The organism is Nitratireductor sp. WH36-1, from assembly GCF_058725515.1.
Window position 1 is genome coordinate 45,820 of record NZ_CM178970.1, and the last position, 14,181, is coordinate 60,000.

Consider the following 14,181-nt stretch of genomic DNA (forward strand, 5'->3'; position numbering starts at 1 on the left):
CGGCTGGACGTCAGCTTTTGACCGGAAAGGAAAACTCAGCGCTCTATGCGCGTCGGCACCCTGAACCGCGCCACGAGACGCAGGCCTAGAACGGACATGACGAAGAGCATCCAGACCGGGTCCGTGCGGCGGAAGAAGAAGCTCTCCAGAAACGCGTTGAACAGGCTGAATGTCACGATCATCATGAAGAGATCGGCGAGAAAGATGTTCTCGCGATAGGGCGGGGTGCGCGCAAAGTCGCGCAACGGCACGAAGAGAAAGGTGATGATGGCCGTGCAGAGCGCCAGAAGTCCCATGCCGAGCGCCATGTCGACATAGCCATTGTGCCCGTGAACCGTGCCGCGGATATCCCACGAACGGTCAAACGGGTGGTCGGAGGAAAACACGGTCTGCGTGAGCCAGAAGTTCTCGAACCCGTATCCGAACAATGGCTTCTTCGCGATCATGTCTCCGGCATAATCCCAGATCGGCGTGCGGCCGGTATAGGTGAGATCCGGCGCGAGCGTTGCCGCAAGGTCCTTCACCGGCCCGATATAGACAATGCCGAGCGTGGCCACGGCAAGCGTTGCCACCGCCGCGATCACCAGAACCGGCACCAGCGAGCGCAGCCCGAAGAGACCGGGCAGCGCCACCAGCATGCCGGCCAGCGGCACCGTGGCCGTGGTGGTCTTGGAGCCGGTGTGGAAGACGAAGATCATCGCCAGAACGGCAATCGCCCCGCCCGACCAGCGCCAGCCGCGCCGCCACAGATAGAGCCCGGCGAAGGAGAGCCCGGCCATGACCGGACCGGCAATGTTCTTGTGCGTGAAGACGCCGCGCCACAGGCCCGCATGCTGCGCTTCGACATCATAGGCCTGGTGAACCGCCACATCGCGCAGGGCGACGACCCCGAAATAGGAAAGCCCGAGGATCACGAAACCGGCGAAGACAAGCACGCGCGAAAACGCGTCCGCATCGCGCGGCAGTGTCAGAATGGCCGCAACGGTCAGGATGCCGATGAGGGAAAACGCCACGGTGCGCATCGTGTCGGTGGGCACCGGCGTGTTGAGCGTAGCAATGGCGAGGAAGCCAAGCAGAAGAAGCCACCACGGGCTCAGGAGGGCAACCAGCACCCGCCGGTCAACGAGCATCAGCAGCGAGGCCAGCGCCACCGCACCCAGCCCGCCAAAGCCAAGCTGATTGACGATGTCGCCGCCGCTGCCGCTCAGCTGCGGCCCGGATGGCTGGAACGGGCGGAAGGAGATCATCAGAATGGTGAGGAGCACCGCCGCGATGACCGTGGAGGGCTGCCCCGTCGCAACCATCCGCGTGATGAAGGAGGGCTTCTTCCGGCTGGCCTCCGCGCGATGCGCGCCTGCACCGTAATCATCCGCCCCGTAGGGCCCTGAATATGTGCTGCTCATGGCCTACCCGCGCCCGCTGCCGCGCGACCCCTGGGAGGTCACGGCTGCCAATCGGGAAAGTTCGGGGTTGCTCGCCATACCGGGATCAGAACCTGTTGCGCTTGCCCCATAAAGCGCCACGCCGCTTAAGGCTGCGTTAATTATGATCCACGCCGTTTGCGCCGATGGGCGGCGCGGCGGATGGCATCACCCACACCGTGCCCGTTTCGGGATGCCGCCCTATCGTCGCGTCGATCCGGTAGACCCGCTTCAGAAGCGCCGGTGTGAGCACCGCGTCCGGCGTGCCCGCCGCAACCAGCCTGCCATGATCCAGAACGCACAGCCGGTCGCAGAACATGGCCGCCAGATTGAGATCGTGCAGCGCGGCAACCACCGTGGTGCCCAGCCCGCGCATGAAACGCAGAAGCTGGAGCTGGTGGTGAATGTCGAGATGGTTCGTCGGCTCATCAAGAACGAGAAGCCGTGGCTGCTGCACCAGCGCCCGCGCGACGAGCACGCGCTGCCGCTCGCCGCCCGACAGCGTGCGGAACGCGCGCTCCTGCATCGCCGTCAGCCCCAAGAGTTCGAGCGCTGCCGCGATCAGCGCGTGATCATGCGCCGTGTCTGCCTCCAGAAGCCGCTTGTGCGCGGAGCGCCCCATGGCCACCACGTCGCGCACGGTCAGCGGAAATTCCGCCGGCATGTCCTGCAGCACCGCGCCCACATTGCGCGCCACCCATTCGGTCGGCTGCCGCCAGGCATCCTCGCCATCGACGAAAACCGAGCCGGATGACGGCCGGTTGATGCGATAGATTGTGCGCAGAAGGCTCGATTTTCCGGCGCCGTTCGGCCCCAAAAGAGCGACCATCTCGCCCTTTCGAACGCTGATCGACACATCATCGACAAGCACCCTGTCGCCCGCGCGAAACGTGACCGAGCGCAGGTCGAGCGTTCCCGGTTCCATGCTCATCGCGCACCGCCCAGCGCGCGCGCATCGCGCCGCAGCAGCCAGATGAAGAACGGCCCGCCCACCAGCGCGGTGACGATGCCCACCGGCAGCTCCAGCGGCGCGATGACCGTGCGCGCCACGAGGTCCGCGCCAATGGTGAAGCTCGCCCCCAGAAGCGCCACCGCCGGCAATGCGCGGCGATGATCCGCGCCGACAAGGAAACGCACGATGTGCGGCATGATGAGCCCGACAAAGCCGATCACACCGGACACCGCCACGGTGATGCCGGTGAGCGCTGCCGCCAGCACGAACATGCTCTGGCGAAAGCGCTGCACATTGAGGCCGAGCGCCACCGCGCTCTCATCTCCGGCCATCAGCAGGTTCAGCCGGCGCGCCTGCACCAGCATCACGCCAAGCCCGAGCGCAAGGGCGGCAAGCGGTATGGGAATGAGCTTCCATTGCGCCGTACCGAAACCGCCCAGTGTCCAGAACAGGACGCGGGAGGCAAGCTGCGGATCGGGCGATGTCAGCACGATCAGGCTCGTCAGCGCGCTCAGAATGGCGCTCATCGCCACGCCCGCGAGCACAAGCCGTGTCGGGGTCATCTGGCCGCTGGTGCGCGCCACCCAGAACACCACGAACAGCGTGACGAGCCCGCCCAGAAAGGCCGAAATATGCAGCGTGAACGCGCCGAACCCCAGAAGCCCCCAGCGCATCACCACCACAGCACCGGTGGCCGCACCGGACGAAACGCCCAGAATGCTCGGCCCCGCCAGCGGGTTGCGAACGATGGACTGGATCGTCATGCCCGTCACGCCAAGGCTCGCCCCGACAAGAGCCGCAAGGAAAACGCGCGGCATGCGCGTCTGAACGACGATGGTTTCGTAAGCCGTGCGCCAGTCCGGTTCGACAAGCCCGTCGCCGAGCACGAGATTGGCGAGAATGGCAAGCGCCGTGCCGCCGGGAATATGCACCGAGCCAAGCATCAGCCCGGCAAGAGAAACGCCGAGAAGCAGCGCAACCATCAGGACGATGACCAGCGCATAGCCGGTAACGCCACGCCGCGACGCCACACCCTCAAGACCATGCTGCACGGCCCCGCCCCGCGCGGGCGGCGCGGACTGGAGGATGGCGATCAGCGCTTCATGGCTGTTCGCCTTTTCCTTTCTGGAGGCCGGTGCATGCATCGTTAGAAACCGTATCTAAGCCGGCTACTTTTCGATCCGGTCGGGATGGAATGCCCGTGCGAGCTTTTCCACCGCATCGATGGAGCTCGGCCCCGGCTGTCCCCAGACGGAATCGATGGTGACGAATTTCTCGCCCGCAATGCCGGGCACATTCTCCACCGTCGGGTTGGCCTTCAGGATCTCGATGCGCGCCTGCCCCAGCTCACCGGCCGGATCGCCGACCACCTGGCCACCGGCCGTGCCTGAATAATAGACAACGATGTATTCAGGCGCGCGTTCGGCGATCTGCTCCCAGGAGACCTGGCCATAGCGGTTTGCCACGTCGCCAAAGATATTCGCCCCGCCGGCCCGCTCGACCACATGCGAAAGCATGGTGTTGCCGAGCACGGCGCGCGGTGCGGATTCGCCGCCATTGAAGATGAAAACCGGCATGGCCTCAACGCCATCGAGCTTTGCTTCCACCTCGGAAAGGCGCTCCTCGATGTCGGCGATCAAAGCCTCGCCGCGCTCGCGCACGCCGAAGATTGCCGACATGGAGCGGATTTCCGCATAGAGCTCTTCAAACCCGAACTTGCCGAGATTGCAGCCCTCGGTGTTGAGGCGGGTTTTCATGCCCAGATCGTGAAGCTGATCGCGCGTGTGGCGGCTTTCGCTGAACCCGTCCGGATAACCGGCATAGACGAAATCGGCCTCCGCCTCGATCAGCTGTTCGGTGGTGGCGACCAGCGGTGAAAGCACGGGAACCGTGTTGTACGCCGCCTCGTATTGGGGGCTGATCTTGAGGTTCGCCATATAGGAGGTCCCGGCCATGCGGTCTTCCAGACCAAGCGCCAGCATCATCTCCGTGGCGTTGTTGCTCACCGTCACCGCCCGCGCCGGCGGCGCGTCATAGGTGGTGGTGTAGCCGCAATTCTCATCCGTGTAGGGAAAGCCCGCCTCATCGGCAAAGGCGGGCGCAGACACCAGAACGAAACCTGCGACCGCAAGCCCGCGCAGACCGGTTAATCGCGACATCAATTCACTCCTTGTATGGCCGGCATGCCGCCGGCGCTTTCAACTTGGGATAGGGATCGGTCTGGCTGGCCGAGCGCTGGCATGACCTCCGCTGCAAACAGTTCCATGCCGGCGAGCGCCACATCGTTGGCAATCAGACCGTTGGCGCTGAACAGGCAGCGAATGCTGTTCGCGCCGGTCTCCGCCGAGAGCGCGCGCAATTGCGCAAGGCAATCCTCGGGCGTTCCGGCGATGGTGAAATCCGCCAGCATGGCAGCGCGATCACGCGGCGCAGGCGGCTGCATTCCACGCTCCAGCGCCCGTGCCGTGCGCCGTGCATTGAGCTTTTCCAGAAGCGCATCGACCCGCTCCATGGCCTCCGCCCGGGTCGGCGCGATCATCACATAACGCGACAGCGATGAAGCAACGAGCGGCGCGCGCGATCCACCATGGCGATCAAGTGCTGCATGAAACACGGGCAATTGCCGTGCTTCATTGGGTTCAAGGCTCAAAAGAAGCGGAAAACCGTTCCCGGCGGCGATGTCGACCGTCTCTTCCGAGACGCCGGCGACATAGATCGGCGGATGCGGCTTTTGCACCGGCGGCGGCCCGACGGAGACGTTGGAAAAATGCCACGGCCCGCCATCCGCCGAACAATGTGGCTTCGTCCAGGCGTCGATCATGATCCTCAGCGCTTCGGCAAACCGCCTTGATGCGTCATCGCGCGAAATCTCGAGCGCGGTGAATGTGCCGGGCTCGGTGCCGCGCCCGATCCCCACATCCATACGCCCGCCGCTCTGAAAATCGAGCTGCGCGATCTGCTCGGCAAGCAGCAGCGGATGATAGAGCGGCAAAACGAGGATCGACGTGCCGAACCGCAGCCTCTCCGTGCGCGCCAGCACCTCCGCGCCAAGCAGCAATGTGGACGGATAGGGCAGCGTTTCGCGACCGAAATGAAATTCGTTGAACCAGATGCCGCCGAAACCAAGCGCGTCCGCCCGTTCGACAAGGCGCATCAGCGCCCGGTGGTCGCCAAGCGCGCCTTCGCGGGCAAAGCCTGCCAGATCAACGCGCATGGCGGGTCTCGCGGTCAGGCGTGACGCTGCCCGGGATCAGTCGAATGAATTCGGCCTGCGCCGAAGGAAATCGGGAAACGGATCGGAGACGTGACGTCTCGATAGACGGACTCGTTGCCGGCAAAGCGCCTGCATGCATTCTGGGCCTCCTGCCGGCGCACCTCGTCCGGCGTTCATGGTCTATGCATGAGGCAGGTCTCCTGACTCGCGGCTCGAACGTTCGGTCCGCCTTCCCGGCTTTCGCCAGTGGCATTGGAAAGAACTTGCCGCTTACAGTTGCGAGGGCAGTCCCGGAATTGGTCTGTCAGGCAGACCGCACCGGGTTCCCTTTTCATCCGCGAAAGGCGGAACCGCATGCGGCGGCGACCCTATCCGCGAAGGAACCGCGACGCAACCGCGAATGGCGTTTGCGCGAAAGAACGGCCGACGCGCAGCTGGCTTGCCGCAACATGCACCGGTTCGCCAAGGCCACCATTCGCGCAAGCGATGAGGAGAGCGCCTCGATCATGGCTTGCCCGGCAGCACGTGAAGTCGACCTATCTCGCCTTCGAGAAGTTCTACAAACTGCTCTAGGATCAGGGCTCTAGCAACCGGAAGTCGCCTTCAGCCCCCGGCGAAATTCACACCGCCGGGCTGCGGGGCGAAGCGGATGAGCCGACTGTCCGTAACGCCGGCCTGACGATGCGGCAGCGCTTCATGGTAGGCCGGGTCGCGCATCATCTGCGCAAACGCGCCGACCGATGGATATTCGGCAATGAAGCAGATGTCCCACGCCTCTGCCTGCGGGCCGATCAGCATCAGCTCGAAACCGCCCCGCCAGACGATGCGCCCGCCCAGCCGTTCCAGAACGGGCGCGCTGATCCGGCTGTATTCCGCATAGGCGTCCCGACCGCTTGCCACCCGGCCATCCGGATAATCCGCCCGCTCACGCAGCTTGATGAGATTGAGCATCTGGACCGGCCCCGGCCGTGCATCCGCCCGAAACGCCTCCCAGATCTCCTTGGTGAAACCGGTGTAACGCGTCATCTGCTTCACCTTCCCTGATAGACGGGCGTACGCCGTTCGATCCATGCGTCGAGCCCTTCATGCACATCTGCCGTCGCGCACATGCGGGCAAACTGTTCGCGCTCGATCAGAAGCCCCTCTTCAATCGTCGTGTTTATGCCCCGCGTCACGGCCGATATGATCCGGGCGGCCGCCAGTGGCGAATGCTGCAGGATGCGCTCCGCCAGCTCAAACGCCGCAGGAAGCAGATCTTCCGCAGGCACCACCCTGTTCACCAGCCCCAGCTCATGGGCGCGCTGCGGCCCGAACGTATCTCCCGTCAGGAGCAGTTCCAGCGCGCGCTTTCGCCCCGCCAGTCGCGACAGGCGCTGCGTGCCGCCAAATGTCGGCGGAATGCCGATATTGATCTCCGGTTTCGCGAAAATCGCCTGCTCGGAGGCAACCGCCAGATGCACCGCTTCGGTGATCTCGCAGCCGCCCCCGAAGGCGATGCCATTGACCGCCGCAATCACCGGCTTGGGAAACGCCTCGAAGCGCGCCGTCATCTGCTGGCCGCGACGACAGAAGGCGCGCACCGCTTCTTCTGCGCCCTGCCTTATGCTCTCGGCGAATTCATGTATGTCTCCGCCAGCCGAAAACGCCCGATCCCCCGCCCCTGTCACCACCACGGCGCCGATTGCCTCATCCGCCTCGATCTCATCGAGCAGCGACAGCAGCCGATCATTGGTCGCGTAGTTCAGAGCGTTCAGTTTCGACGGGCGGTTCAGCGTCAGAAGCGCGATACGCCCCTTCCTTTCGCAAAGCACGGTGTTCTGCATTTTCCTGCCTCTCCAGTTGAATTGACAGAAAGGCTAGGACCGGGCACGCTGCATGGAAACTCACTGGTTAGTATACATGGTTGCGGCATCCGATGAACACGAAACAGCACAAGCCCAAACCGGCCCGCGAACGGGTCGTCGATGCAGCAAGCAAGCTGTTCTATCGGGAAGGGATTCGCGCCGTCAGCGTCGATGCCGTTGCAGAGGAAGCGGGCGTAACCAAGAAGACCTTCTACTATCATTTCAGAAGCAAGGATGACCTCGTCGCCGAGTATCTCAGTTCCCGCGACCAGCCAAATCTCGATCTGTTCGAAAGCTGGTTCAGGAGTGCTGAAGGCGATGTGGCGGACCGGGTTGAGGCGATTTTCACGGGCGTCGCCCGATCCGCGCGCCATCCCGCATGGCGCGGCTGCGGCTTCCTGCGCACCGCAGCCGAGCTGGCCAATCTGCCGGGACACCCAGCCATGGTGATCGGCGCGAGCCACAAGAAGAAATTCGAGAACTGGCTTTCAGGCGAACTCGCCGAAAGCGGGATCGACAATCCTGCGGCGATCGCCCGCCAGATTGTGGTTCTGCTCGACGGCGTATTCTCAACGCTTCTGGTGCACCGCGACGCAGACTATGCAGAATCCGCCGGACAGGCCGCCAGAACGCTGATCCATTCGTCATACCCGACACAGAGCACGGCAGCCTGACCGAGGCCTCCCCCGCACAACGGGCTTTGGAAAACCCATGCCTTCTGAACGTGTCAAAGCGCGGTGCCGGGCTGCCCCCGCTCGGCACATGCGCCGGCGACTGCCTCGAACGGCAGCAGGATCGATCCGAAACGGCTTGGAAACGCCCGCGCCGCCTCGAACATGGCGAGATCCCGCCAGGGTTCGGGAAAAGTGACCGCTTCTCCCGCCAGAAGGCGGTGCAGCAGACCGGCAATCTCACCGACGCCGGCGCAGGTCTCTCCAGTGGCATGGCGCACGACGATGGCGGTAGACGCCATGCCGAGTGTGCAGGCGCGCGTGCGCCATCCAAGCGCGCCAATCGCATCGCCCCGCCACTGCACATCAAGCGTTACCGTGCTGCCGCAGGTGCGGCTCGTCCGGGTGATTGAGGCATCCGCCGGGACAAGCCGCCTGTCATTGCGAACCCCGGCGGCCAGATCCCGCAGGCCGCGCTGATAGAGCGCGGCCAGGTCCGCATCGGCGCTCATTCGACGCCGTCATCCTTCATCTGCCGGCCGAGAACCGACAGAAAGGTCAGCGCAAAATAAAGCCCGCGCCGCACATCCTCATTGCCGGCCACGCGCAGCAGGCCGAGAAGGGATGGCACCTGGGCCTGTGCGGTCTGTGTCGCGGCATAGCGCGCGGCATTGCCGACGTTCCACGCAGCGCCCACGCTTTCCTCATAGGCCTTCATCAGTTTCTGCACCATCGCGTCGTCGAACATGTCGACGCCGTCGGATGCAAGCGATGCGAGATCGACCAGATTGTGAAGACGGCGGCCCTGCAGGAGCGGTGCAAGCTTCTCGAGAAGCTCCACGAGCCCGCGCTCGGTGGCTCCATCCATTGCGGCGAGCGCTTTCGGTGCTCCGGCAGCGGCTTCGGGCGTGTCCATGACTGTATCGTTCATTGTTTTCCTCCGGATGCCGATGTCAGATGATGCCGCGCGCGACGGACCAGTAGATCCCGCGATTGAAGGCCTTGCGGAGCAGTCCCCCGACCTTGGTCGGCGGGGTGGGATGCACGTCCTCGTCATAGTCGTACCAGAGCGGCATGCCGGCCTCGAGACCCATCTGCGCCACGGCCTGAACCTTGCCGTCATAGGCATCGACCGTGCGGCCAAGCCGGATGTCGCCGGCGATGTTGTTGGCGATCACCGGGCACTGGTTGTGACAGGAACCGCCGGCCTTGGAGATCGGCAGATCGACCGTGTCACCCATGATGTAGGCATTGGGGTGGCCTTCGAGCTGCAGCGTCTGGCGGTCGGTGGGCAGCCAGCCCTCATTGTTCGGAGCCTGCGAAATGCCGCTTTCCAGAACCGCATCGACCGCGCGGATCGGCGGCGTGCACATGAGAAGATCGAACGCCTCTTCACCGCCCTCTTCCGAGTGGGCGATCTTCTTGCCCGCGTCCACGGAGTCTAGCGTGAAGCCGCGCTGATACTTGATGCCCTTGGCTTCGAACACCGGCGGCAGCACCTCACACACTTCCTGCTGCAGGAACAGGCAGTTGCGCAGAAGCTGCGAAACCGTCGGGTAGGTGTAGACGATCTCGCACTGCTCGCGCACGCCCTTGCGGCGCAGATATTCATCCACCATCAGCGTGGTTTCCATCGGCGCGATGCCGCACTGATGCGGCACATTCGGCGTCTTCGGGAAGTTGACGGTGATGAAGATCCGTCCCTTCTCGAAATTGCGCAGCTTCTCGGCGAGCTGGCGCGCGGGGCCATACTGATAGAAATAGTCGCCGCCTTCCTTGAGCCCCGGAATGCGCTCGGGTGCGGGCAGGCAGCCAGTCGAAACGACGATGTAGTCGTAGCCAATCGTCTTTCCGCTCTGCGTCTTCACGGAGGAGCCTGCAAAGTCGAAATGCACCACCTTGTCCACCTCGAAGGTGATCTCGGGGCGCAGGAGCGTGCGCTGTTTGCGCCGTAACTCGCCTTCAAAGAACATGTCGAAGGCGACATACATGAAGGCCGGCTTGTAATAGTGCCACGGGGAATCGGACAGGAGCGTGACCTTGATTTCTCCCCGTGCGATTTCGGGATACATCTTGGCGACGATGCTGTTGGCCGTCATCGTGCCACCGATGCCGCCTCCCACGATAAGTATATGTTTGGTCAACGCTAACCTCCCTGCTTTCACTTAGCTGGCGCAGATATCTTGATCCGTCATCTCAGAGGATTAGCATGCGGGAGAAAGGCAGCGCCGGCGGATGTTTCCAGAATGGAAAGGTTCGATATGGCGGGGGAAACGCGCATGCAGGAAACGGAAATCCGCCAGGTCGTTCAGGCCCAGATCATCGAATGTCTCAACCGTTTCTATGCGATTGAGACTGGTTTGTGGGGCGGTCCTTTGGATGCTTTGATTGTTCGTACGATCATCACGGGTAAGATTGAGGGTCGATTTTACGATCTTTCTTCGCTTTCGATGACGTTGGGTCTTCCGCTTTCGACGACGCACCGGAAGATCCTTGAGCTTGAGGCTTCTGGATTTCTGGAGCGTGTGCGCAGCGGGCGTTCGACGCATCTTGTTCCGACGCGCCGGAGCTGCGTTGAGCTGGACAAGAGTTTCGAGGAGATGGTTTCGACGCTTCAGCGTCTTTACCGGGGTGGTCCGGGGCTTGGTGAGGACAGGCGCGGTTCAGCGTCCCGGGAGCGTCTCTGAGCGACGGGGCAACGCATGTCAGCTGTGCCCGCGCCTTTGGGTTTCTGGGAAGCCGGGCGGTTTCTGGGAATCTGGTCGGTTTTCTGGAGCGTTAGAACGCAAAAACCCCGCGGCGTGTGCAGCGGGGTTTGTTCGTTGATTTGGTTGCGGGGGCAGGATTTGAACCTGCGACCTTCAGGTTATGAGCCTGACGAGCTACCGGGCTGCTCCACCCCGCGTCAACTTTTGTGTTCTTTTTGCATGCCAAAAGGCCGCGCTTGCGGCCTTTTGTTTTTGGTTTGTGTCGAGAAGCTTACATGCGTTTGGCAGACCTGGCAGCGACCTACTCTCCCGCGTCTTAAGACGAAGTACCATCGGCGCTGGGGCGTTTCACGGCCGTGTTCGGAAAGGGAACGGGTGCAGCCGCCCCGCCATGACCACCAGGTCGGCAAAGCGCATGTAATCGAGAAGCTGGTTGGCCTTTTGGCCAGTATTTTGTCGCTCTTGATGAGCATAAGCAATGAGAATGATTCAAGCCTATCGAGTTATTAGTACCGGTAAGCTCCATGCGTTGCCGCACTTCCACACCCGGCCTATCAACGTGGTGGTCTCCCACGACTCTCAGGGAATACTCGTTTCCAGGTCGGTTTCCCGCTTAGATGCCTTCAGCGGTTATCCGTTCCGTATATAGCTACCCTGCTATGCGGCTGGCGCCACAACAGGTCCACCAGAGATACGTCCATCCCGGTCCTCTCGTACTAGGGACAGATCCTGTCAATATTCCTACACCCACGGCAGATAGGGACCGAACTGTCTCACGACGTTCTGAACCCAACTCACGTACCGCTTTAAATGGCGAACAGCCATACCCTTGGGACCTGCTCCAGCCCCAGGATGCGATGAGTCGACATCGAGGTGCCAAACAACCCCGTCGATATGGACTCTTGGGGGTCATCAGCCTGTTATCCCCGGCGTACCTTTTATCCGTTGAGCGATGGCCCTTCCACGCGGGACCACCGGATCACTATGACCGACTTTCGTCTCTGCTCGACTTGTCAGTCTTGCAGTCAGGCAGGCTTATGCCATTGCACTCAGCGAACGATTTCCGACCGTTCTGAGCCCACCATCGCGCGCCTCCGTTACTCTTTAGGAGGCGACCGCCCCAGTCAAACTACCCACCATACACTGTCCCGGATCCGGATAACGGACCGCGGTTAGACATCCATGTAGATAAGGGTGGTATTTCAAGGATGGCTCCATCCAGGCTGGCGCCCGAACTTCAAAGCCTACCACCTATCCTACACATGCCGACACGAATGCCAGTGTAAAGCTATAGTAAAGGTGCACGGGGTCTTTCCGTCTAACCGCAGGAACCCCGCATCTTCACGGGGAATTCAATTTCACTGAGTCTCTGCTGGAGACAGCGGGGAAGTCGTTACGCCATTCGTGCAGGTCGGAACTTACCCGACAAGGAATTTCGCTACCTTAGGACCGTTATAGTTACGGCCGCCGTTTACCGGGGCTTCAATTCAGAGCTTGCACTCCTCCTTTTAACCTTCCGGCACCGGGCAGGCGTCAGACCCTATACGTCGTCTTGCGACTTCGCAGAGCCCTGTGTTTTTGATAAACAGTCGCTACCCCCTGGTCTGTGCCACCCCCCTCCGGTTGCCCGAAGAAGGGTCACGCTTATCCCGAAGTTACGCGTGCATTTTGCCGAGTTCCTTCAGCAGAGTTCTCTCAAGCGCCTTGGTATACTCTACCAGTCCACCTGTGTCGGTTTCGGGTACGGTCTATATGGAGGAGCTATTTCCTGGGACCACTTGGCTGCCTTCCCAATCCAGTAAGGAAAGACAACGTCCACGATCCGTCACTACCTCCAGGCCCACGAATATTAACGTGGTTCCCATCGACTACGCCTTTCGGCCTCGCCTTAGGGGCCGGCTAACCCTGCTCAGATTAACTTTAAGCAGGAACCCTTGGACTTTCGGCGAGGGGGTCTCTCACCCCCTTTATCGTTACTCATGTCAGCATTCGCACTTCCGATACCTCCAGGAGCCCTCACGGGTCTCCCTTCATCAGCCTACGGAACGCTCCGCTACCGCTTGCAAAGCAAGCCCAAAGCTTCGGTGTATGGCTTTAGCCCCGGTACATTTTCGGCGCAAAACCCCTTAATTAGACCAGTGAGCTGTTACGCTTTCTTTAAATGATGGCTGCTTCTAAGCCAACATCCTGGTTGTTTTGGGAGTCTCACATCCTTTCCCACTTAGCCATAACTTGGGGACCTTAGCTGTTGGTCAGGGTTGTTTCCCTCTCCACGACGGACGTTAGCACCCGCCGTGTGTCTGCCGACTAGTACTCCTCGGTATTCGGAGTTTGGTTAGGTTTGGTAATCCGGTGAGGACCCCTAGCCCATCCAGTGCTCTACCCCCGAGGGTATTCGGTCGACGCTCTACCTAAATAGATTTCGCGGAGAACCAGCTATTTCCGAGTTTGATTGGCCTTTCACCCCTAGCCACAAGTCATCCCGATCTATTGCAACAGATATGGGTTCGGTCCTCCAGTAAGTGTTACCTTACCTTCAACCTGCTCATGGCTAGATCACTCGGTTTCGGGTCTAATGCAACGTACTGAGCGCCCTATTAAGACTCGCTTTCGCTACGCCTACACCTACCGGCTTAAGCTTGCACGTTACATTAAGTCGCTGACCCATTATACAAAAGGTACGTGGTCACACTTGCGTGCTCCCACTGTTTGTAGGCAACCGGTTTCAGGTACTCTTTCACTCCCCTCGTCGGGGTGCTTTTCACCTTTCCCTCACGGTACTAGTTCGCTATCGGTCATGCACGAGTACTTAGGCTTGGAGGGTGGTCCCCCCATGTTCAGACAGGATTTCACGTGTCCCGCCCTACTCAAGGACTATCGTTCGCATTACGCATACGGGGCTGTCACCCGCTTTGGCCCAACTTTCCAGAAGGTTCTGCTTGTCTAACGATAGCCACTGGCCTGGTCCGCGTTCGCTCGCCACTACTAGCGGAGTCTCGGTTGATGTCCTTTCCTACGGGTACTTAGATGTTTCAGTTCCCCGCGTTCGCTTCTTATCCCTATGTATTCAGAATAAGATACCTTATAACGATACTTGGAAACCACTTAAGCTCTCTCGATCACCCTGAGGCAAACGATCCAGCCCAAATGATTTCCCAAGTATCTAAGGTGGGTTTCCCCATTCGGATATCTACGGATCAAAGGGTATTCGCACCTCCCCGTAGCTTTTCGCAGCGTATCACGTCCTTCATCGCCTGTGCATGCCAAGGCATCCACCAATTGCCCTTAAGACACTTGATCATTCTCATTGCCAATGCTCATCCGGATTGCTCCAGACGACACTGGCAGAAAAGACCAGCTTCTCGAGATCT

12 protein-coding genes, 1 tRNA gene, 2 rRNA genes and 1 riboswitch are annotated in these 14,181 nt (G+C 61.1%); of the genes, 2 read left to right on the forward strand and 13 right to left on the reverse strand.

Translation table 11 applies throughout. The features are described 5' to 3' along the window. Positions 1-35: 35 nt before the first annotated feature. From AC4PTT_RS00205 to AC4PTT_RS00235, 7 genes are all read right to left on the reverse strand, one after another. The gene (locus AC4PTT_RS00205; RefSeq protein WP_224873674.1) at positions 36-1,403 is read right to left on the reverse strand and encodes an O-antigen ligase family protein; all 1,368 of its coding nucleotides are present in this window, start codon (positions 1,401-1,403) and stop codon (positions 36-38) included. 136 nt (positions 1,404-1,539) lie between these two features. Then, complete coding sequence (locus AC4PTT_RS00210; protein WP_204360858.1) at positions 1,540-2,352, reverse strand: ABC transporter ATP-binding protein; 813 nt, start codon at positions 2,350-2,352, stop codon at positions 1,540-1,542. After that, positions 2,349-3,518 (reverse strand): FecCD family ABC transporter permease, encoded by a 1,170-nt coding sequence (locus tag AC4PTT_RS00215; protein ID WP_492161896.1) that lies wholly within the window; start codon positions 3,516-3,518, stop codon positions 2,349-2,351. The genes AC4PTT_RS00210 and AC4PTT_RS00215 overlap by 4 nt, the downstream gene beginning before the upstream one ends. Before the next feature lie 24 nt (positions 3,519-3,542). Continuing rightward, positions 3,543-4,532 (reverse strand): ABC transporter substrate-binding protein, encoded by a 990-nt coding sequence (locus AC4PTT_RS00220; protein WP_492161897.1) that lies wholly within the window; start codon positions 4,530-4,532, stop codon positions 3,543-3,545. Next, the gene (locus tag AC4PTT_RS00225) at positions 4,532-5,587 is read right to left on the reverse strand and encodes an LLM class flavin-dependent oxidoreductase (protein WP_492161898.1); all 1,056 of its coding nucleotides are present in this window, start codon (positions 5,585-5,587) and stop codon (positions 4,532-4,534) included. The genes AC4PTT_RS00220 and AC4PTT_RS00225 overlap by 1 nt, the downstream gene beginning before the upstream one ends. 173 nt (positions 5,588-5,760) lie before the next feature. Then, positions 5,761-5,957: riboswitch (cobalamin riboswitch) on the reverse strand. Positions 5,958-6,190: 233 nt separating this feature from the next. After that, positions 6,191-6,613 (reverse strand): DUF1330 domain-containing protein, encoded by a 423-nt coding sequence (locus AC4PTT_RS00230; RefSeq protein WP_412032862.1) that lies wholly within the window; start codon positions 6,611-6,613, stop codon positions 6,191-6,193. A gap of 5 nt (positions 6,614-6,618) precedes the next feature. Further along, on the reverse strand, positions 6,619-7,410 hold the full coding sequence (locus AC4PTT_RS00235; protein WP_206544347.1) for a crotonase/enoyl-CoA hydratase family protein: 792 nt from the start codon (positions 7,408-7,410) through the stop codon (positions 6,619-6,621). A 92-nt stretch (positions 7,411-7,502) separates the two neighbouring features. Between AC4PTT_RS00235 and AC4PTT_RS00240 the strand changes: the two genes are divergently transcribed. Continuing rightward, positions 7,503-8,105 (forward strand): TetR/AcrR family transcriptional regulator, encoded by a 603-nt coding sequence (locus AC4PTT_RS00240; protein WP_206544346.1) that lies wholly within the window; start codon positions 7,503-7,505, stop codon positions 8,103-8,105. A 53-nt stretch (positions 8,106-8,158) separates the two neighbouring features. Here AC4PTT_RS00240 and AC4PTT_RS00245 read toward each other — a convergent pair whose 3' ends face one another. From AC4PTT_RS00245 to AC4PTT_RS00255, 3 genes are read right to left on the reverse strand one after another with little or no spacing between them, the layout of a single operon-like run. After that, positions 8,159-8,614, reverse strand: coding sequence for an iron-sulfur cluster assembly scaffold protein (locus AC4PTT_RS00245; protein ID WP_492161899.1), 456 nt, complete (start codon positions 8,612-8,614; stop codon positions 8,159-8,161). Next, positions 8,611-9,033, reverse strand: a complete 423-nt coding sequence (locus AC4PTT_RS00250) for a DUF1641 domain-containing protein (RefSeq protein WP_492161900.1) — start codon at positions 9,031-9,033, stop codon at positions 8,611-8,613. Before AC4PTT_RS00250 ends, AC4PTT_RS00245 begins: the two co-directional genes overlap by 4 nt. 22 nt (positions 9,034-9,055) lie before the next feature. Then, positions 9,056-10,246, reverse strand: coding sequence for an NAD(P)/FAD-dependent oxidoreductase (locus AC4PTT_RS00255; RefSeq protein WP_113153795.1), 1,191 nt, complete (start codon positions 10,244-10,246; stop codon positions 9,056-9,058). 135 nt (positions 10,247-10,381) lie between these two features. On the opposite strand from AC4PTT_RS00255, the gene AC4PTT_RS00260 reads away from it, so the two are divergent. Continuing rightward, positions 10,382-10,789: an ArsR family transcriptional regulator gene (locus tag AC4PTT_RS00260; RefSeq protein ID WP_113156117.1), complete on the forward strand. Its 408-nt coding sequence runs from the start codon at positions 10,382-10,384 to the stop codon at positions 10,787-10,789. 141 nt (positions 10,790-10,930) lie between these two features. On the opposite strand, the gene AC4PTT_RS00265 is transcribed toward AC4PTT_RS00260, so the two are convergent. From AC4PTT_RS00265 to AC4PTT_RS00275, 3 genes are all read right to left on the reverse strand, one after another. After that, positions 10,931-11,007: transfer RNA gene (locus AC4PTT_RS00265), tRNA-Met, on the reverse strand. A gap of 91 nt (positions 11,008-11,098) precedes the next feature. Next, positions 11,099-11,213: ribosomal RNA gene (rrf, locus tag AC4PTT_RS00270) — 5S ribosomal RNA — on the reverse strand. An 82-nt stretch (positions 11,214-11,295) separates the two neighbouring features. Then, positions 11,296-14,110 (reverse strand): 23S ribosomal RNA (locus AC4PTT_RS00275). Positions 14,111-14,181 lie beyond the last annotated feature (71 nt).